We start from the raw sequence: 18,386 nt of genomic DNA, 5'->3' as shown, positions 1-18,386 counted from the left end.
TTGACCCTGAAACGCCAACTCTTCATTGCCAGCCTCTTGATGCTGCTGATTCCCTGGGCAGGCCTGCAGTTCGTGCTGGAGCTGGACCAGGCCCTGCGGAACCAGGCCGCCCGCCAACTGCAGGGCCAGGCTGAGCGCGTTGCCGGCCTAGCGGCAGAGCAACTGGGGGACAGCACGGCCATTAATGCCGGCGCCCCCGTGATATACGCCAACCTGCTGTCCCGAACCCCAAACCTGGATGGATACGGCGATGACTGGCCGGGTTATGACGAGGAAGAAACCGGCCAGCAATGGCAGAGTACACAACAACTCACCGATAGCAATGCGGCGGAAGTTTCATGGCAGGCAGCCGTAAATCATAGCCATCTCTATCTACTTGTCCGCGTCAGTGGCCGGGCAGCGGAATTTTTCAACCCCGGCAATCCGGACCGGCCCCACGACCAGATCCAGCTCTATTTCATTGACGACAACCAGGCCACCCGACGTTTTATTCGCCCGCAAGCGCCTGGGGCTATCAATGCCATCGAACCCGGAGACGAAGGCTCAACGGACTACCGCATCAGCGGTTTCTGGCAGGCTGTCAGCAACGGCTACCAGGCTGAACTTCGAATTCCCCGGCCGGCGCCATCGGCGCGATTTGGCTTCCAGGTAACATGGCCTGGAGCCGAGGCCAAGGCCACCGGTGAGGAAGGACCCATTGCCGGCCATGCCCCAGCAAAGCTGGTTACCCGAATGCCGTCACTCGAGAACCGGCTTGCCACCATGATCGCTCCGGGCCAGGGTGCCTGGGTTCTGGAACCGGACGGCTGGGTAATCGCGCGTCAGCAGAAAAGCTCCGAGAGCGACGAACCGGAATTCGACAGCCTGAGCCCGCTACAGATTCTCGAACGCATCAGCCTGAATGGTCTGCGCGCCCTGGTGCGTTTTTACCAACCCGACCCCACATTGCTGGACGATGAAGCCACCCGTATAGAGGCCGGCGCTCTGCCATCCCCGGGCCTTGTCCGTCATCGGGACGGTGATCCCCATATGCTGGTGAAGCAGCCACTCGACGACGGCCGGGTGCTGGTCCTCGAAGAATCCCTGGATCAGCTTCTGGCCCTGTCGGGCAGCACCCTTGGCTCGGTGATTGCCCGAAGCGTGTTGCTGATTATCGGTTTGATGCTGGTGCTGCTCGGCTACGCCAGCTGGTTGTCGTGGCGCATCACCCGCCTGCAGAGGGCGGTCAGTGCCACCATTGATGACGACGGCCGGGTTCTTGGCTCCCTGCCACCGGCAAGGGCAAAAGATGAACTGGGCGACCTGTCACGACAGTTCAGCCACATGGTAGACCGCCTGCAGGGTTATACCGACTATCTGGAAAGCTTCTCCCGGCGGCTTTCCCACGAACTGAAAACGCCGGTAGCTGTGGTGCGCTCCTCCCTTGATAACCTGAGCCACACCTCCGACCCCGCAGGCCGGGCCAGCTATATAGAACGGGCGCGCTCGGCCACCGACCGTCTGAGCCAGATACTGCAGGGCATGAGCGAAGCGGCCCGGCTGGAGCAAAGCCTGGATCACGCCGAGAAAGAAACCTTCGATCTGGCCGACGTGGTCGCCCAGACTACCCTAGCCTATCAACAACTGGATCCGGACCATCGAATTGTCTATTCCGGCCCCACCAACAGCTGTTCATGCCTTGGCTCGCCGGAATTGCTGGTGCAGCTGCTGGACAAGCTGGTGGACAATGCCCGCGATTTCACGCCTGACCAGGGCCGGATTGAAGTACGCCTTCGTCGCAACCAGGGGCAACTGGAGCTGAGCGTGTTCAACGAGGGCTCGTCATTGCCGGACAACCTCACCAGCGATATTTTCAGCCCCTTCGTTTCTGTGAGAACCGGCAAACAGGAAGGTCACCTCGGTCAGGGGTTGCTGATTGTGCGACTGATTGCCGAACATCATGGTGGCGAGGTGATGGCCACCAATGAGTCCGGCGGCGTCCGGTTTACTGTTGTGGTTCCAGCCACCAGCCCCCGACAAGGGTCGTAAGCCGCAAGTCGTCTTTCGCAACGGCGGACAAACCTCTAGCCTGGCACGCCGCCAATAAGCCGTCGGTTCAACCGGAAAAAGCGCCGGTATCACCGGCGAACTGCCGGTAAAACTGCTGCGCGGTGCGGCCATTGCGAGCGCCCCGGCTGGTGGCGAATCGGATGGCTTCCCGGTGCAGTGCGTCGCGATCAACTGCCTCAGGGAACAGTGCATCAATTGCCTGCAGGTAAACGCCCTGGGGGAAACTGTAGAACGATAGTTGCAGCCCGAACCGGTCTGCCAGAGAGACCTGTTCTTCTATGGCCTCCGCCGGGTGCAGCTCGCCCCCTCGCATCTCGCTTTTTACGTTGTCATCCATGAATTCGGGCATCAGGTGCCTGCGGTTGGAGGTGGCATAGACCCGGACGTTCTCCGGCGGCAACTCCAGCGAGCCTTCCAGCACGCTTTTCAGCGCCTTGTAACCGGACTCACCCACTTCAAAGGACAGGTCGTCGCAGAAAATCACAAACCGCCAGGGCAGCTCGGCAATGTCGTCGACTATTTCCGGCAAATACACCAGATCATCCTTGTCCACCTCGATCATGCGAAGACCCTGCCCCGTGTATCGGTTAAGCAGGGCCTTGATCAACGAGGATTTCCCGGTGCCTCTGGCACCCCAGAGCAGGGTATTGTTGGAGGGGGCGCCCGCGAGGAAACGTTCAGTATTGCGGGCCAGTGCCGCCTGCTGGCGGCTGATGCCAGTGAGGTCGTTCCAGCCTATCGGGTCCAGTCGCCGGATGGCCCTCAGCCCCTGGCGATGGCGTCGCCAGACGGCGGCTGGTGTCTCGGCCCAGTCGATGGATTGGTCTGTTGCCATAACACTTATTTCCTGTTCCGCGTTCAGGGTGAATATGAAACACTGATGTCGGTTATCCGACACTACCGCAAAAAGGAGACTTTACCGCAAATGGCCGTTAAATCCGTCGCTCTCGTCGCCCATGACAACAAGAAGAGAGAACTGGTGGACTGGGTTGCCGAGAATCAGACCCGCTTTGCCTCCCTCCGCCTGTATGCCTCCGGCACCACCGGCCGTTTACTGAAGGAAAACCTGGGCAGAGACGACATCGTGTGCCTGCTCAGTGGCCCGCTGGGGGGCGACCAGCAGATTGGCGCCAAGATCGCGGAAGGTGAAATCGACCTGCTGGTATTTTTCTGGGACCCGCTGGAACCCCAACCCCACGACCCGGATATCAAGGCACTACTGCGCATCGCCGCACTATGGAACATCCCCGTCGCCTGTAACCGCGCGACGGCGGAGTTTATTCTCACCTCCGCCTACATGACCGACGACCAGCACCAGCCGAAAAAACCGGATTTCTCGGACTACACCGGGCGCTCTGTCAACTGAACGACTTTCTGGCCAGGAACACTGTATTGGAGGATTCCCGGTTCTGGAAGGGGTTATAGAACGACACGACGTTCGCGCCCACATCGGTAAACAGTGTTCGCAGGATATTCATGAATTCCTCATCCGGCGGCTCATTGGACCACATGGCAAAGACGCCACCAGGCCGCAGGTGAACCGACATCCGTCCCAGACTTTCCGCATTATAGAAGCTGGCATTGGAATCGTTCAGCAGCGCCCTGGGGGAATGATCGATATCCAGCAGAATGGCGTCGAACAGCTTGCCGGGTGACTCGGGGTCAAAACCGTCCTCGGACACCGCCAGATCAAAAAAGCTGCCCAGCACATAACGGCTGCGTGGGTCGTCATTCAACACCTTGCCCAACGGCACCTTCTCCTGCTGGTGCCAGCGGATCACCGTGTCCAGGGCATCCACCACCAGCATCTCGCCTACCCGCTCGTTTTTCAGCGCCGCTACCGCGGTGTATCCCAGCCCGAGCCCGCCAACCACCACTTTCAGCTGGTCACCATCCACGGCGCTCAGGCCCTGGTCGGCCAATGCCACTTCGGCATCCACGAACATGCTGGACATGAGGAACTCGTCGCCCAGTTTCACCTCATAGATATCGCGGTCGCCCAGCGCCGGAATCCGGCGACGCCGGAGGGTGATTTCCCCCAACGCTGATGGCTGGCTGTCGATCTGTTCGAACAAAAGGCCCATGGTATTTCCTGCACAGTACTGACGGAGCCATATCCTATCACCGCATGTCGAGAATCACAGACAGGAAGGCAACTTTTCGTTGGGAAAAACACCCACCGGCAACTACACTCCTGACTCAGCCAACACAGAAGTGCGAACCCCGTAATGAGAGCTGGAATTGCCCGGCAACGGCCGCCTCGGAACACTGTTCTCCATGCCTTTTACGCTGTACTGGTACTCACTCTTCTGTCTTTTCCCGTATGGTCAGCCGACAAGCCGAACGTATCCGTGGGCGTCGTTGCTGATAACAAGCCCTACTCCAATATCGAGGGCCGTGTTCCGGCCGGTTTCTCTATCGATGTGCTCAGGGAAGTTGCCCAACACGCCGGCCTGACTCTGGAATTTCGCGCCGGCACCTGGCCAGAAATCTTCGGCGCCTTCCTGCGCGGTGATATCGATGTCATCGACGGCATTTCCTATCGCGAAGAACGGGCCAGAAACATCCAGTTCACCGAGCCCTACCACATCCGCCAGACCTATGTAATGCACGACCCTGCCAACCCACTGGCTGATATCAGTACCCCGGAAGCGCTCGCCACTGCCCGCATCGGAGTTGTCGGAGACATCTATTACCGGGATGCACTCGTCAACGCAGGCGTTGAGCTCAACACCTATGATTCCATCCCCAGCCTGGTTCGCGCCCTCGCCTTCGGCTGGGTAGACGGAATTGTCGGGCCGGGACTGACCCTCGAATATTACGCAAACGAAGCCGGTTTCCGGTTTCTCGAAATCGCCGGCCCCGCGCCCCTGGGTGGGTTGGCCCGGGAAGACCTGCGCCTGGGCGTACTGAACGGAAACGATGAGCTGTTCAACGTGATCAGTGAAGGACTGAAAGCCGTTCCCGCAGACCGCATAACCGAATTGTTTGAGCGCTGGAAGGAATACGGCGGCGCCAGCATTGCCGAGCCCAAGGGATTCAGTCTCAGTGATGCCCACCAACGTTATATCAGTGAAATTGGCCCAGTCAGGGTCGGCTTCATGCGTGATTACGCTCCCTTCAGTTTTCAGGACTCGGGGACACTGCAGGGGCTCACCATTGACGTCATGAACCGGGTATCCGATCTCACCGGTGTGCATATTGTGCCCGTGGTCGGGCAATGGTCGGACCTCTACCCGATGTTCCTGGCAGGCGACATCGACGTCATGACCAACATGTCGAAAACTGCAGAGCGGCTGGCATACACCCGGTTTACCCGTCCGTATCACATCATACCCAATGTCGCCTTTACCCTGGATGAAGGCCTCAAATTCGGTGCTGCCGAAGATCTGGAGGGGCTCAAGGTGGCCCTCGGTTCGGGCATCTATTATGAAAGCACTTTCCGTGAAGAGCTGGGCGACAACGTCTTTTCTTTTACTTCCCAACGCGCCATGTTTCAGGCCTTAGCCGAGGGATCCGTGGATGTTGCTCTCGCGGCCCTTCCCAACGGCAACTACTGGGTCAGGGAACTGGGGATTGCCGGTGTCACCATTGCCGGAGAAATAGAGCTCGGAGAAGTATCGGGAGAGGACCTCCGTTTTGGCGTTCGTCCTGCCCTCGAACCGCTCGCGTCCCTTATGGATGCGGCACTGGCAGCCATCAGCCCAACCGAAATGAGAACCATCGAGAACCGCTGGCTAGGGGCCTCCGCACGCCGGATGCCGGAACCTGTGGAAGAAGTGGCCTTTACCGCTGCGGAAAAGGCCTGGCTGGAACAGAGGGGCCGACAACTCACCTTCTGTGCCAACCCTGACTGGCTGCCGCTCGAAGGACTGGACGAAAGCGGCAGGCATCAGGGCCTTGCCGCCGACACCTTCCGGTTGTTTGCCGACAGGTCCGGCATCGAGTTTGTACCTCTGCCGGTCAACAGCTGGCCCGAGTCCGTCAGGGCGGCTAAAAACCGCGCATGCGACATGTTTTCCATGGCGATGGAAACCCCTGAGCGGCGCGACTTCATGGACTTCACCTCACCCTATGCCGAGATCCCCGGTGTCCTGGTGGGTCGCATCGAAGCCCCCTTCATCGATACCCTGGATGATATGGGTGACCGCCCCGTGGGGGTCGGGGAAGGTTATGCCTTCGTGGAGCTATTACGAACCCGGAATCCCGATCTCAACCTTGTGGAGGTGGCCAATGAAAAAGAGGGGATGCGCAAAGTTCAGCAGCGGGAACTGGCGGCTCTGCTGAGCTCCCTGGCCACCGCCAGCTATCACATTCAGGAACAGGCGCTGGCCGATCTGAAAGTGATCGGCAAAGTGGCAGTAAACTGGGCGCCAGCCGTGGCTACCCGTAATGACGAACCGATATTGGCCGATATCATGCAAAAGCTGGTGGACAGCCTCACCAAACAGGAACGCCAAACCATAGAACGGCAATGGAACAGCCTTGGCCTGCAACCCGAAACAGACTATGCCCTGGCTGCCCAACTCACGGCAATTGCCCTGGTGATACTCGGCTTGCTGTTCTACTGGAACCGCAAGCTGGGCCGGCTGAACAGCGAGCTGGCATCAGCCAACGCAAGATTGGCCCACCTGAGCGTCACCGACGACCTGACCCAGATCGGCAACCGCACCTATTTCGACACCGAGTTCAACAAGAGTTTTCATTGGTGCCAGCGACACGAGGAAGGCTTTGCCGTTGCCATGGTGGATGCGGACCACTTCAAGAATATCAACGACAGCTATGGCCACGCAGCCGGTGATCAGTGCCTGCAAACCCTGGCGGACATCATGCGTGAACATTTCCGCCGGGACACGGACCGGCTGACCCGGTTCGGCGGGGAGGAGTTTGTTATTTTCACCTCGTTCAACGACCTTGAGGAACTGATCGCGCGGCTGGAGAGTTTCCGGGACGCCCTGGCGCGCGCGCGAATCCGCTACCAGGGTGAATCTCTGCGGTTCACGGTCAGCATTGGCCTTGCCACAGGCATTCCCGGCAAGGATTCGTCAGCGGCGGAGTTCCTGCGGACGGCGGACCATGCGCTTTATTCAGCCAAACAGAACGGCCGCAACCGCCTGGAAACCCTCTCCATCGAAGACAGTTATTAACGGGCAGCCAGGCCGGGCGGCGTAATGCTATCCTTTTGCGATAACCACAACGCAAAAGGAGATCACCATGGCCAACATTTACCAGGACAACTCACTGTCAATCGGCAAGACACCTCTGGTGAAGCTCAATCGGGTCAATGACGGCGCTACCATCTGGGCCAAAATTGAAGGTCGCAACCCGGCCTACTCCGTAAAGTGCCGGATTGGGGCGGCAATGATCTGGGATGCTGAAAAACGCGGCGCTCTCAAACCCGGTATGACCATTGTTGAACCTACCAGTGGCAACACCGGTATCGCATTGGCCTTCGTGGCGGCAGCGCGAGGATACAAGCTGAAACTGACCATGCCGTCATCCATGAGCCTCGAGCGCCGCAAGGTACTGAAGGCCATGGGCGCGGAGCTGGTACTTACGGAACCTGCCAAGGGCATGAAAGGCGCCATTGCCAAAGCCGAGGAAATCGTGGCCGAAGACCCGGACAACTGCTTCATGCCACAGCAGTTCGACAACCCGGCCAATCCCCGTATCCACGAGGACACCACCGGCCCGGAAATCTGGAACGACACCGACGGCGCCATCGATATCTTCGTATCCGGTGTTGGCACCGGTGGCACCCTGACCGGCGTTACCCGCTACATACGCAATACCAGGGGTAAGGCCATCACGACCGTTGCCGTGGAACCGGAGGACTCACCAATTATCACGCAGGCCCGGGCTGGCGAGGAACAGACACCCGCCCCCCACAAGATCCAGGGCATCGGTGCGGGCTTCATTCCGCGCAATCTGGATATGGAGCTTGTCGACCGGGTAGAGATAGTCAGTAATCAGGACGCGATGGAGATGGCACACCGGCTGATGCAGGAAGAGGGCATCCTTTGCGGGATTTCCTGCGGGGCAGCCGTGGTGGCGGCGGTCCGGATTGGCAAACTGCCGGAATTTCAGGGCAAGAATATCGTGGTGGTGCTGCCGGATTCCGCCGAACGCTACCTGTCCTCCGCGCTGTTCGCGGACCGGTTCGGCGAGCTGGAAAACGTGCAGTAGGTGTGGAAGAGATACTGAAAAAGCCCGGGGACGGACTTCACCCCGGGCTTTTCTGCATGCATGCGTCAGAACTGAAAGCGCATACCCACACGACCGGTATCGAAATCCGGGCCATCATTGGTGACCTGCCCGTTAAAATCGTCCTCGTCAATATCGACGTTATAGCGGTTGTACTCCGCGAACGCAGTCAGCCGCTCGCTCACCCGGAAATCGACGCCGGCACCGACAAACGGATTGACCTCGTCGTAGGTTTCACTCTCATCGAAGGCATCCACATCAAACGATGAGGCGAACGCCCCGGCCCTGGCGTAAACGCCAAAGGTATCGGTCACTGGCAGCCGACCAACCAGGCCAAGGGAAGTCCCTTTCAGCTTGCCATCGACGTCATCGTCGCCAAAGTTGCCGAAATCAATATACTCGGCTTCCAGCGCAAAGAACGGGTTGAACTTGTAACCCAGTCCCACACCGAACAGGTCGTTCTCATCATCGAACTCCCCTCCGTGGGACTTATAACCACCGTAGCTGCCGCTCAGGTAAACACCCGACGTGTCGCGGGCGGTATTATCCTGAGCCCAGACAACCGGGGCTGCCAACATGGCAGAGGTCAGAACCGTTACACACGCAAAACCGGATTTGTAATTCATATTAACCATCCTTCTGAGTTCAGAAATTAATGACTTCCTTCTCAATTAACCGGTAAACCTTTATACCGACTAGCTGAACTCAGGCTACCTGCAAATCAGCAGGATGTGGGTTAAATGCGCCATACGGTCTGTTCATCTCCATTTCATGCTATTTAATGTCAGCTTCACATCTTTCTGGTCCATTGATCTGTTTTGCCAGGCGCCCAAGGCGGGCGGCCACCAGTGAGACGCTGCGGTATGAGACGCGAGCTATGCCGTGATGGACCACGCGAATGGTCTCACTCCAGGGCCTGGTAACTGGCACCTGCCTGAGAACATTGAAGGTTTCATCAGCAATGGACAGATGGACCCTTTCCAGCTTGAGGGCACCATGATTGATGCCACTGGCTCCTATATCAGCCATACCGATCCACCAGTTACTATCATGTTTGTTCACAGCAACCATTCCTCGAGTTGGGCAGCTACACCGGGATGATGAGCCAGGCGAATATGGTCGACGCCAGGAAAGCTGGCGACGCCAGTGAGTGCCCAGCCTTCCCGTTCCCGACCGCGGGCGCTTGATTCGTGCACCAGAGCATCCCCGAACAACGTGTTAACCGGGTGCTGACGGTCGCGTGCCAGCAGGCCACAGACGGCATAATGTCGGGTATCCGGCAGCAAGGGTGGCTCCTCCTCAGGCCCGTTTCCAACCTCCCCACGGGACAGGTTACGGATACCCTCGCTGCGCAGGTCGATCACTTCGCCCAAGACCCGAAAATAGTCCCTGGAAGTCCGATTCATCAGGTCTGCCGCTGCCTTGGCACCTTTTGCCAACCACGAACCATCATGAGGCGCTCCGATGTAGACACAATCACTGAGCACTGCCAGCCAGCGATGGCCGTGGCGCTGGCCATGGTGGCAGGCGCTGCGGATCAACAGTCCGCCCATGCTGTGACCAATCAGAATGATCCGCTCGACAGGCACCGGCCATTGGCCGACCAGAGAATCCAGCAAATCCGCCAGGGTTTCGCCATTGCGGTAAATTGGACGGCCAGTGTTGTAACGGAGGGTCAGCGGGGTCATGCCGCTTGTCGCAGCCGCCAGTCGTGATCCGTAATGGGTCCTGGCGTCATCGGGGAACGTCCACACCGACTCCAGTTCCATCAGCCCGTGTACACAGAGACACAGGGTGGATCCGGGTTCGTCAACGAGCGGGGAAACGGGATCGACTGGCTCATGCCCATGAAACAAGGTCATCGGCACAGCCAGGGGGTTATCGCGCGCCTCAAGCCAATCCCCCAGAAACCCGCTGAGAATGGCTGAGGCATACCGTTGCCATACCGGACTGGTGTTTGTATTCATGCTCAACCGTTACTGTCTGATGATGTTATCACCAGTCTACTCTCATCAACGCTCTAACGATTGGCTGAATCTCTGGCAAACTCCGGCTGCGGGGCAACCGCAATCTAATGTCGGCCCGCAAGCCCCATGCAGTTGGCATAGAAGGTGGTCGTCGCCGGCCAGTCAGAGAAGATACCGATGACCCCGACATCCTGCGCCAGTACATCGATCACGTTGAACACGTCACCGTCATTGTTGATGGCGTCGGTAATCGTCTGGTGATACCAGCCGCCGCCACCGTCCAGCGGGCCGCTGCGTTCGACGGTCCAGGCAATCAGATCCAGCCCCGCCGCCCTGGCATTATCCGCGTACTCCGATGGCACGATCTGCTGGTGGCCATCCAGGGTCAGCATCTTCCAGAGTGCCGGTGCCAGAATATTCACACCCTGTGCTGACAGGTTTTCCATCCAGGCCAGAGACGAGTTTTCTGCCGTAATCGGTTCCTGGTCCAGGAACACAGCCTGCTTGCCAAACCGGGGCATGTCGTTGACCCAGAACAGCACATCGTCCAGCAGGAACGATTGCGGCCATACATCTCCGGGGTTCACGCCTGCATCAATGTAATCCTGAATCATCTGGCGGGCATAATCCTGCTGGCTGTAGTCACCCTCAAACGGCATCTCAACTACCGGCGTTTTCAGCTCCGGCGTGAACTTCACCCCCAACGTTTTGAACAGCTCAATGCTTTCACGATGGGTCAGCAAAGTGCCACGACTGCCATACAGTTCGGTACGCCAGTCTGCCGTACCCCTCAGGTACTCTTCAGGTGTCGTCGCCATGGGGTTGAACGAATCCATCTTGCCTTCCAGGGACTTGAACTCCTCCAGTGTAATATCACTAGTACGGCATTCTGCCTGTGCTTCCGTGCCGCTTTGCGGATCTGCCGGTACAAACGGCTGCGTACACTTGGCGTTCAGCTCCGGAATGGTCACGATATTGGTGGTGGTGTGAAGATCGTTCTGGGCATGGCGGCAGACCAGTTCCCGGTCCTTGGTAAAGGCAACGTCACATTCCAGGATGCCCGCGCCCATCTGCGCAGCGGCAACATAGGACTCCATGGTGTGCTCCGGGAACTGCAGAGGCGCACCGCGGTGGCCGATCGAGAAATCCGTGGGCCGGAGCTTTCTGGCGCGACAGGACTGCAGGGTTTCTTTCAGGGGCCCTTCGTCCATGTCTTCCACCAGCCAGAACGGTCTTGGCCCGAGGTGCACCTGGCGCTTGCTGCGGTGAAATCGGTGCTTGGGGTCCGGCCACTTGTCGTGCCATTTTTCGAGGCCCGGCGGCGCCCAGTTTTCGCCTTTTCCGTACTCTCCGGACGTGGCGGCGGCAGAAAATAATGACATCAGCAATGCGATAAGCAGTAACGTGCGTAACTTCATGACAAGCTCCCTATGAGATGAATGGTACTGCACGGCTATTATCAATGGGGCGGGTTACGGTGCGGTGACGATCAGGTGACCGGCGCCTCCTCCTTTTCGCTGGCCGGTGCGTCTGCTTTACCTGCTGTTTGACCATGTTCAGCTTCGGCTTCTTTCATCAGCACCATGCCGCCCTGCAACAGCAGCGACTTCAGGCGCGGGTCGCTCTGCTCCACCACACCAAGTGTGAATGCCGCAGCAACGGCTTCCAATGGATTATTGCGGACGAGATCCCTGATGACATCCACCGGAGAGCCCGAAGAATCCTCCTTGCCTTCACCTGCGGACTTTTTCGACGCGGCCGGACGGGTCATGCGATAGAAAAACAAAGCCAGTAACAACAGGCAGGCCAACCCCGTGACCGCCAAAGCACCGGCCTCACCCAGGAAGGGGGACAACGCCAGTGTGGCGGCATTAATGAGCAGGTAAAAACCGGTAATCAACAGGGCGACCAACAGCACCAGACCCAGCATGAGGCCGAGAATGGCTGCTACTGCCTTGCGCAGGACGCCCTGTAGCCAGGCTGAATCAGGCATTATCAGCGGTCCAGTAACCGACCAACAAGCAGCCCGGCGAGGAACATGATGATGATACTGAGGAATGGCCGCTCCTCAATCCTGTGCTCGACATCGTCGACAGCCTTGCTGCCTGCATCACGGGCACGGTGGATGGCCTCATCCCCCCGCTGTTTCACCTGATCAAAAGCCGCGCGGCTTTCCCGGCGGATTTCATCGCGGAGACTGCTTATATTGCTCTTCTGCCCTTCAGCAACGGATTTGGTGAGTTTGGAGAGATCCTCGCTGAGTTTCCTCAGATCTTCTCTGACCTGTTCATAATCGTTCTGGTTGGATTTCGCTTCCATCTGTTGCCTCCTTGTCAGTAAACGATACTGCTGTTTCGGCGTTTGGTAACGATAAGAACTTGCTAGAACTCTGGAACCTTTCAACTGAATACCGGCAAAAGACAGTCTGATGATCTCCCGCAGGATTCAGGCACCATGGAGTGGTTAAAAACGGCCACGGTGATAACTACTGTAGCACAAGCTATCGGCCTTTATATGAAGGTCCCCTCATCTGCAGGCAATGTCAGCTTTATGAAGCCGTTCCCTGGAATAAATTATCAGCTATCACACTCATTCTGAACCTTTGCCCGGAACTCACGACGAAGGCGCTCGTTTTCCTGATCGTCAACGAAAACCCGCTCACCTTCGTTGTTGAGCCGATAGATTCCAGACACACTCTTGAGGAATTTCAACCGTGCCCGAAGAGCCTGGCAGCGAGCTTCATACTGTGCCGCCTCTGCCTGCTGCTCTGCTTCCGCCCTGTTGCGCTCAGCACGCTCCCTCTCGCTCTGCTCCAGGAACTCGTTCACTCGCCGTTTGCGTTCACTGGCCGCCTTGTCCGCGGATGGGGCGGCGGCCTTGAGCGAAACTTCGTCCGCGACTGTGTTCACCGGCGGGCGGTCACTGAAGTGGGTCTGGCCGTTCTCGTCAACCCAGCGGTAAGTGCCGGCTTGAGCCACGAGGGTCACCAGCAACCACAGGAGTAGCAGGAGTCCTTTCATTGATTACCCTTCCCTATCAATAAACCGATACTTATACGAAATACCCGGGCGGCGTTCAAGCCAGAGCGCCCACACCTGGCGGCCTAATACAGGCTGCGCGGAATCTGGTACCCCGCCAGCAACTTCTGTGTAAACGGATTGGTATTGCTGCCTGCATGCAGGCGATAACGCATCTCGCCCTCGTCCAGGGCAAACCGCACGTCCACCGCACTGCTGCTCACACCAGTGATGTCTGCCTCGTCCAGAAGGCGGAACAACGCCCATGGGCCGTTTTCCGAGAGACTCCTGGGGGACCGGTTCACTTCCGTTGGCACCAGGGTGACCCGACTTTCGACCGAATCCCGCAAGGTATTGGGCCATACCAGGGGAATGCTCTGGCTCGGGCCATGACTGAACTCTACCAGCTGTCCGTCCACATTCATCACACTGCGACGCTTGTTGGAAGACAGGTGCAACGGTTCAAGTGCGAACTCAACATCCAGTGAGCCGCTTCTGGTAAAGAAGGCCCGGCGAATGTTTTCAGCCTTTTCCAGCGACGCCAATACGTCGCGACGAACCAGGCTGGCACGCTTGGAACCGGCAATATGCTCTGGATGATCTTCCAGGAACAGTTTCAGGTTCTCTTTGTAGAATGTATCCAGCACACCATCCGGTGCGAAGAAGCGCTCAAAATCCTGTAATGCGGCATCACGGCCAGCACCAGGACTGAACGGGTAATGCCTGGCCAGGCTCTGCTGGAACGGCTGATACACTTCCTGGTACCACTGACGCTCCAATTGCGCCACCGCCTGGTCCAGCACCACTCGCCAGCTTTCGGACGCCAGTTTTTCCAGCATGCGATCCAGGGGCGCAGGCTGGTTGGAAGCCACCCGCTGGAGTGTGAAAATCGGATCAGCCCCTTGGAGTCCCATACGGGCGCGGGCGGCGGATAGCGCGGCCTTGCCACGATCCGGCGCTTCCTGGATCCCCCGCAGGTAGGTATGCAGGCTTTGAACCACCTCCATGACCTGCTCCATATCGCTGGGGGCATCACCCTGCTTGTCCATCAGTTCGTTCAGGTCAGTAAACTGACGCTCGATTTCCTGCACCATCTGAAAATGGGAAGACTGCTGCATCACCTTCCGGGCTGCCTCGGCCTCTTCGCTGCCTGCGGGAATCAGGCGGGTATTTGTCGTTACATGGCCCAGCAACTGGTTCAATGGCTCGTGACCACTGGTCAGGCTTTCGAGAACACGCACACCATGATTCAGGTCACTGAAGTTACGGATGTCCAGCCGGCTCAAAGCCCGACGCCAGTTGGCCACATAGTTCTCTGCGTACAGAGACTGCAATTGCGCCTGCAACCGAGCTTCATCCGCTTCACTGAAGTCCACATCATCCCGGCGGCCGAGTACCCAGGCATCCACAAGGGCCAGCTCGGTAACGGAGCCGGACTTGCGCATGAACCAGGAATTCAGACCTTCACGGGTCAGCAGGGATGGAATCACAACGGGGTTTTCCTGTGAGGTATTCTCTTCATCCAGGGGCTCGCCGAATTCGTCCAGGCTGACGAACACCGTGCTGAAAGCCGGTCCGGACTCCCTTGCCAGGTCCAGAGGTGAGCGGAAACTCTGCGCGGCTTTCTTTTCCAGGTCGCGATAAACCCGTTCCGGAGTCGCGATACGTCCGAGTTCATGCTGGGCCCACTGGACACTGCTGCGAAAAGGCGCCAGGGCCATATCGGCAGTCTTGTCACCCTCCGCCACACGCTGATTCAGGTCCGTGTGCAGCAGGGCATAGTCCAGATGGCTGAGCAGCCGTCGCTGAAGGTTCCGCTGGGCCGGGTAGGCGCGTTGCCAGTAATCGCTCATGTAGCTGAGGACAATGTCCCTGCGGCGGCCGCTGGCATCGTAAAGCATGCGTAACACACGCAGGTGATCGAGTCGCTCCGAACTGGTGTCCGGAGCATCGCTCATCTCTCCCATTACGCCCAGCATCAATGCCGGCATAAACTGGTAGGCCAGCATATCCAGATAGGACTTTTCCACCTCCGGGCCAATCTTATGGCCCTTATACAGGCCCATATCCGCGACCAGTGCCGGTTCCGCACGATAATCTCCGAACGCCAGCGTGGCTTCCCGCAACTGGTCCAGAGGCCCCAGCAGATTGCGGCCGGTGGTATCCGGCTCGTAGCCAATCGGACGCCAGTTGTCGATAAAGCTACGCACCCGCTCCTCGACTGCCGTGGCAGCTTCGGCGTTCTGAATAAAGTAATGCTGCCAGCCGGCGGTCATCCCCAGGCCGGCGGCAACAGCGACCACCGCGGCAGCCGCAATCCGCCGACGTCGACCAGCCACCACCTTCTGGTTGTCGCCAGCGAGGCCCGCTTCGCGATAGATAACATTGGGGAACAGCTTTTCAGTAAACAGGCTTGAGGATTGCCCGCCACGTTGTGCGGGCTGTATCGGGCCGGCAAGGCCATAGTTTGCGGCGGCGGCAGATACAAAAGCATCCTCCGGTACGCCTTCCTGAACCACGGAGGTGAAGTAGGTGCCACGCACCAGGGCTGGCGTTGAAAATGCGTCCGCCGACAGCAGGTCCGCCAGGAACTGGTCCAGCACCAGCTTCAGGCCCGCCAACTGGCGTGTAAAGGAATAGGCTGCCGCCCGTTCTTCGGCATCTCTGGTGGCGGACAGAACCTCCGGAAGCCGCTCCCCGAGTTGCTCCGCCAGTTTGCTGAAGCTCTGGTCAAACTCACCGAGCCAGTCGTCCGCATCCAGATGGCCGTCCAGTTGGAAGGTAAAGCCCAGGGGTTGTTCACGCTCGGCTTTCGAGAGGGTGCGGGCAAACGGCGTAAACCCATACAGCAGATCCATCTTGGTGAAGCTTATGTATACCGGCAACCGGGAGCCCAATTGTTCCATCAGTTCCCGCAGACGGGTGCGGAGCAGGATAGCCTGGGCCTGGCGCTGCTGTTCATTGGCCGTGCTCAGGCGCGCAAGGTCCACAGCCAGCACCACGCCATTCAGCGGACGCTGGGGACGGTTCTTCTCCAGCCAGTTGATAAAATGGGTCCACAGTCTCTGCTGGATCTCGCTGCTGGCGCCCTGGCCATCGTTCTGGCTCAGCAGCTCGCCGTCCGGATCGATCAGTACACCGTTATCGCCCACCCACCATTCGAAACCGAACGGGTTGCGCTCCGTGCGGGGGTTACGGGTAACGTTGGTGAGCGTATAGGTCTGCCCGGAACGCTGGATGAGACTGGTTTTTCCGGCATCTTCCAGGCCCATGACCAGATACCAGGGCAAACGGTAGACACCCTTGCGGCCAGGCAGGTTGCTCTTGAGTTCCGCGAGCCTGCGATCAAGCAGACGTTGCTGACGACGCTCCAGCGGAAGTATGGGATCTTCCTCCTCCTTTTGCTCCTCTGCCTTGGCGACGTTGACCTTGCGCAACTTACGGGCCAGCATCGTGCCCCATACCATGGCCACCAGAAGCACAATCACCAGGGTTACCAGGGCTCGCATCTGCCAGGCTGCCAGAGGGTATTCGCCGTTGATTTCCAGGCGGGGGCCGAGCCACCAGGTTGCCCCCAGCAGTACCACCACACCCAGCGCCAGGGTTATCGGCGCCGCACTGCGCACATAGGGCAGTATCCGTCGTCCAATGAGTAGGGCTTGTCTCCACATGGTGTCCATTCCTGTTAATTAATCCGTCTGTGTTTATGCAAGTCTGTCCAGCCGGGCCACAAGGCCAGGCTCCCAGTCTTCAAGGCTCATCCCACGGGTCTGCTCACGCAGATCCTGTACCTGCTGTCTGGCGAGGCTTTTCATGCCGCTGTCTTTCATCAGTTGACTGCTCATCAGCCGCCAATAGAAACGATCCCTGGGCTCCCTGGCCGACTCCAGCCCTTCTTCCAGCAGTTGCATCGCCGGTGCAAGGCCTTTCTGTTCCATTACACCCCGGGCATCGTCATACGCCTGTTCCCAGGAACTCGCGCCCCCCGCGGAACCACTCTTCGCCGGGCCGCTGAGCATCCAGTCGGCCACCGTCTTGGGCAGAAAAGGGGTGCCATCGTTAAAGGTCATGTCGCCCAGCTCTGGCAGTCGTTCAACAAAGGCTTTAACGGCCGTACGAATGACCTCCGCACACGACTCGTGCCCTAGTGCCAAAGCCACCTGCGCACTCAGCCAGTGACCTTCCAGCCAGAATGGACTGACCGACAGGCTTTGTTCGATGCGCTGCCAGAGCGCCAGGTCCGGTGACTTCGACAGGCCCTCGCGGTAGTCCGCCACACGGTCGGCACTCACGGCGGCCAGGTCGCTCTTGATACCGTCCCGGGCGGGAGGAACCGAGGTTATGGTCTGCCAGATGGCGTAGCGACGAAGTTGGTAACCGAGCACATCGGCAGGCGAGGTTTCCGTCAGCAGGTCGGCCACTTTCAGCAGGCTCTGGCGGGTGGCCCGTTCGTTCGCCGGGTCCAGGGTCAGGTCACCGAGGGAAGCGGAAGACGAGCTGCTGCCATGGGGTGACGAGGCCCCGGAAGAAGCCGGTGCGGCCGTTTTGGTTTTTTGGGCGGCTTCGGCCGGGGCCGGCGCGTCCGACGGGGACGGCAGCTTCTCCACCGCCCGGCGCAGGTCGAGCAGCCCGTCATCCGGCAGTTGGCGGGCACCTGCCTGCTCCAGCAGTTTGCCCAGGATAGTGAGACAGAATTCGCGGCCATCGCCCACGCCGCCGTCAAAATTCAGTGCCGACACTTCCTTGAGAGCACGCTGCAGAATCTGGGTTATCAGCATCTTGCGGGCGCGCTTACCTTTGTCGCCTGGATAGGGCCAGGCCTCCTCCCACCAGGTGTCCAGTACCCGGTGCAGCAGGTACAGCGACAGGGCAAAGCGCTCGCCGTTGCCGCCACGCTGCAAACACAGCATCAGGAAGCCCAGCACCTTGAGATCCTTGCTGGTGTCCGACAGCAGCCGTAGCGACTCGCTCTCCACCTTGCCCCATTCCACGCCGGTGTGGGCCAGCGAGCCCACTTTCATGATTTCGTTCTCGAGGTATTCCATGGTGGGATCGTCCATCAGGTTGCTACCCGTGGCGTTCTCACCGGAAAAACGGCTCAGTACCTGTTCAACGTATGGATGCTGCTCTACTGCCTGCATGTCCAATC

Annotated in this window: 15 protein-coding genes; 4 read left to right on the top strand and 11 right to left on the bottom strand. The window is 58.8% G+C overall.

Going from position 1 to position 18,386, the window contains the following annotated elements; translation table 11 throughout:
- Positions 1-2,028, top strand: coding sequence for an ATP-binding protein (locus tag ABJM11_RS01065; protein ID WP_348294343.1), 2,028 nt, complete (start codon positions 1-3; stop codon positions 2,026-2,028).
- A gap of 67 nt (positions 2,029-2,095) precedes the next feature.
- On the opposite strand, the gene ABJM11_RS01060 is transcribed toward ABJM11_RS01065, so the two are convergent.
- Positions 2,096-2,884 (bottom strand): ATP-binding protein, encoded by a 789-nt coding sequence (locus ABJM11_RS01060; protein ID WP_348294341.1) that lies wholly within the window; start codon positions 2,882-2,884, stop codon positions 2,096-2,098.
- Positions 2,885-2,974: 90 nt separating this feature from the next.
- Between ABJM11_RS01060 and ABJM11_RS01055 the strand changes: the two genes are divergently transcribed.
- Complete coding sequence (locus ABJM11_RS01055) at positions 2,975-3,415, top strand: methylglyoxal synthase (RefSeq protein WP_348294340.1); 441 nt, start codon at positions 2,975-2,977, stop codon at positions 3,413-3,415.
- On the opposite strand, the gene ABJM11_RS01050 is transcribed toward ABJM11_RS01055, so the two are convergent.
- Positions 3,408-4,133, bottom strand: a complete 726-nt coding sequence (locus tag ABJM11_RS01050; protein WP_348294338.1) for a spermidine synthase — start codon at positions 4,131-4,133, stop codon at positions 3,408-3,410. The genes ABJM11_RS01055 and ABJM11_RS01050 overlap by 8 nt on opposite strands.
- Positions 4,134-4,277: 144 nt before the next feature.
- Between ABJM11_RS01050 and ABJM11_RS01045 the strand changes: the two genes are divergently transcribed.
- Together ABJM11_RS01045 and cysK are read left to right on the top strand one after the other, a co-directional pair.
- On the top strand, positions 4,278-7,196 hold the full coding sequence (locus ABJM11_RS01045) for a transporter substrate-binding domain-containing protein (protein WP_348294336.1): 2,919 nt from the start codon (positions 4,278-4,280) through the stop codon (positions 7,194-7,196).
- A 67-nt stretch (positions 7,197-7,263) separates the two neighbouring features.
- Complete coding sequence (gene cysK, locus ABJM11_RS01040) at positions 7,264-8,235, top strand: cysteine synthase A (RefSeq protein WP_348294335.1); 972 nt, start codon at positions 7,264-7,266, stop codon at positions 8,233-8,235.
- 65 nt (positions 8,236-8,300) lie between these two features.
- Here cysK and ABJM11_RS01035 read toward each other — a convergent pair whose 3' ends face one another.
- The 9 genes from ABJM11_RS01035 to tssA form a co-directional block, all read right to left on the bottom strand.
- Positions 8,301-8,879, bottom strand: coding sequence for a porin family protein (locus ABJM11_RS01035; RefSeq protein WP_348294334.1), 579 nt, complete (start codon positions 8,877-8,879; stop codon positions 8,301-8,303).
- 148 nt (positions 8,880-9,027) lie between these two features.
- On the bottom strand, positions 9,028-9,282 hold the full coding sequence (locus ABJM11_RS01030; protein ID WP_348294332.1) for a hypothetical protein: 255 nt from the start codon (positions 9,280-9,282) through the stop codon (positions 9,028-9,030).
- 29 nt (positions 9,283-9,311) lie between these two features.
- Positions 9,312-10,220, bottom strand: a complete 909-nt coding sequence (locus ABJM11_RS01025; RefSeq protein WP_348294331.1) for a hypothetical protein — start codon at positions 10,218-10,220, stop codon at positions 9,312-9,314.
- 104 nt (positions 10,221-10,324) lie between these two features.
- Positions 10,325-11,638 carry a glycerophosphodiester phosphodiesterase family protein gene (locus ABJM11_RS01020; protein WP_348294329.1) on the bottom strand — a complete coding sequence of 438 codons (1,314 nt, stop codon included), beginning with the start codon at positions 11,636-11,638 and terminating at the stop codon, positions 10,325-10,327.
- 71 nt (positions 11,639-11,709) lie between these two features.
- Positions 11,710-12,213 carry a hypothetical protein gene (locus tag ABJM11_RS01015; protein ID WP_348294327.1) on the bottom strand — a complete coding sequence of 168 codons (504 nt, stop codon included), beginning with the start codon at positions 12,211-12,213 and terminating at the stop codon, positions 11,710-11,712.
- A 2-nt stretch (positions 12,214-12,215) separates the two neighbouring features.
- On the bottom strand, positions 12,216-12,539 hold the full coding sequence (locus tag ABJM11_RS01010) for a hypothetical protein (RefSeq protein WP_348294325.1): 324 nt from the start codon (positions 12,537-12,539) through the stop codon (positions 12,216-12,218).
- Positions 12,540-12,796: 257 nt separating this feature from the next.
- Positions 12,797-13,240, bottom strand: a complete 444-nt coding sequence (locus ABJM11_RS01005) for a DUF4124 domain-containing protein (protein WP_348294323.1) — start codon at positions 13,238-13,240, stop codon at positions 12,797-12,799.
- Positions 13,241-13,323: 83 nt separating this feature from the next.
- On the bottom strand, positions 13,324-16,908 hold the full coding sequence (gene tssM / locus ABJM11_RS01000) for a type VI secretion system membrane subunit TssM (protein WP_348294322.1): 3,585 nt from the start codon (positions 16,906-16,908) through the stop codon (positions 13,324-13,326).
- 33 nt (positions 16,909-16,941) lie between these two features.
- Positions 16,942-18,378 carry a type VI secretion system protein TssA gene (gene tssA / locus ABJM11_RS00995; RefSeq protein WP_348294320.1) on the bottom strand — a complete coding sequence of 479 codons (1,437 nt, stop codon included), beginning with the start codon at positions 18,376-18,378 and terminating at the stop codon, positions 16,942-16,944.
- Positions 18,379-18,386 lie beyond the last annotated feature (8 nt).

It is taken from the genome of Marinobacter sp., from assembly GCF_039977835.1.
Taxonomy (GTDB): Bacteria; Pseudomonadota; Gammaproteobacteria; order Pseudomonadales; family Oleiphilaceae; genus Marinobacter.
This window is presented reverse-complemented; position numbering and strand designations above follow the sequence as displayed.

Excerpts from the sequence above, each read along its gene's own strand:
- ABJM11_RS01060 (WP_348294341.1), bottom strand. The coding sequence starts at position 2,884 with ATGGCAACAGACCAATCCATCGACTGGGCCGAGACACCAGCCGCCGTC.
- ABJM11_RS01055 (WP_348294340.1), top strand. The coding sequence starts at position 2,975 with ATGGCCGTTAAATCCGTCGCTCTCGTCGCCCATGACAACAAGAAGAGA.
- ABJM11_RS01050 (WP_348294338.1), bottom strand. The coding sequence starts at position 4,133 with ATGGGCCTTTTGTTCGAACAGATCGACAGCCAGCCATCAGCGTTGGGG.
- ABJM11_RS01045 (WP_348294336.1), top strand. The coding sequence starts at position 4,278 with ATGAGAGCTGGAATTGCCCGGCAACGGCCGCCTCGGAACACTGTTCTC.
- cysK (WP_348294335.1), top strand. The coding sequence starts at position 7,264 with ATGGCCAACATTTACCAGGACAACTCACTGTCAATCGGCAAGACACCT.
- ABJM11_RS01035 (WP_348294334.1), bottom strand. The coding sequence starts at position 8,879 with ATGAATTACAAATCCGGTTTTGCGTGTGTAACGGTTCTGACCTCTGCC.
- ABJM11_RS01030 (WP_348294332.1), bottom strand. The coding sequence starts at position 9,282 with ATGGCTGATATAGGAGCCAGTGGCATCAATCATGGTGCCCTCAAGCTG.
- ABJM11_RS01025 (WP_348294331.1), bottom strand. The coding sequence starts at position 10,220 with ATGAATACAAACACCAGTCCGGTATGGCAACGGTATGCCTCAGCCATT.
- ABJM11_RS01020 (WP_348294329.1), bottom strand. The coding sequence starts at position 11,638 with ATGAAGTTACGCACGTTACTGCTTATCGCATTGCTGATGTCATTATTT.
- ABJM11_RS01015 (WP_348294327.1), bottom strand. The coding sequence starts at position 12,213 with ATGCCTGATTCAGCCTGGCTACAGGGCGTCCTGCGCAAGGCAGTAGCA.
- ABJM11_RS01010 (WP_348294325.1), bottom strand. The coding sequence starts at position 12,539 with ATGGAAGCGAAATCCAACCAGAACGATTATGAACAGGTCAGAGAAGAT.
- ABJM11_RS01005 (WP_348294323.1), bottom strand. The coding sequence starts at position 13,240 with ATGAAAGGACTCCTGCTACTCCTGTGGTTGCTGGTGACCCTCGTGGCT.
- tssM (WP_348294322.1), bottom strand. The coding sequence starts at position 16,908 with ATGTGGAGACAAGCCCTACTCATTGGACGACGGATACTGCCCTATGTG.
- tssA (WP_348294320.1), bottom strand. The coding sequence starts at position 18,378 with ATGCAGGCAGTAGAGCAGCATCCATACGTTGAACAGGTACTGAGCCGT.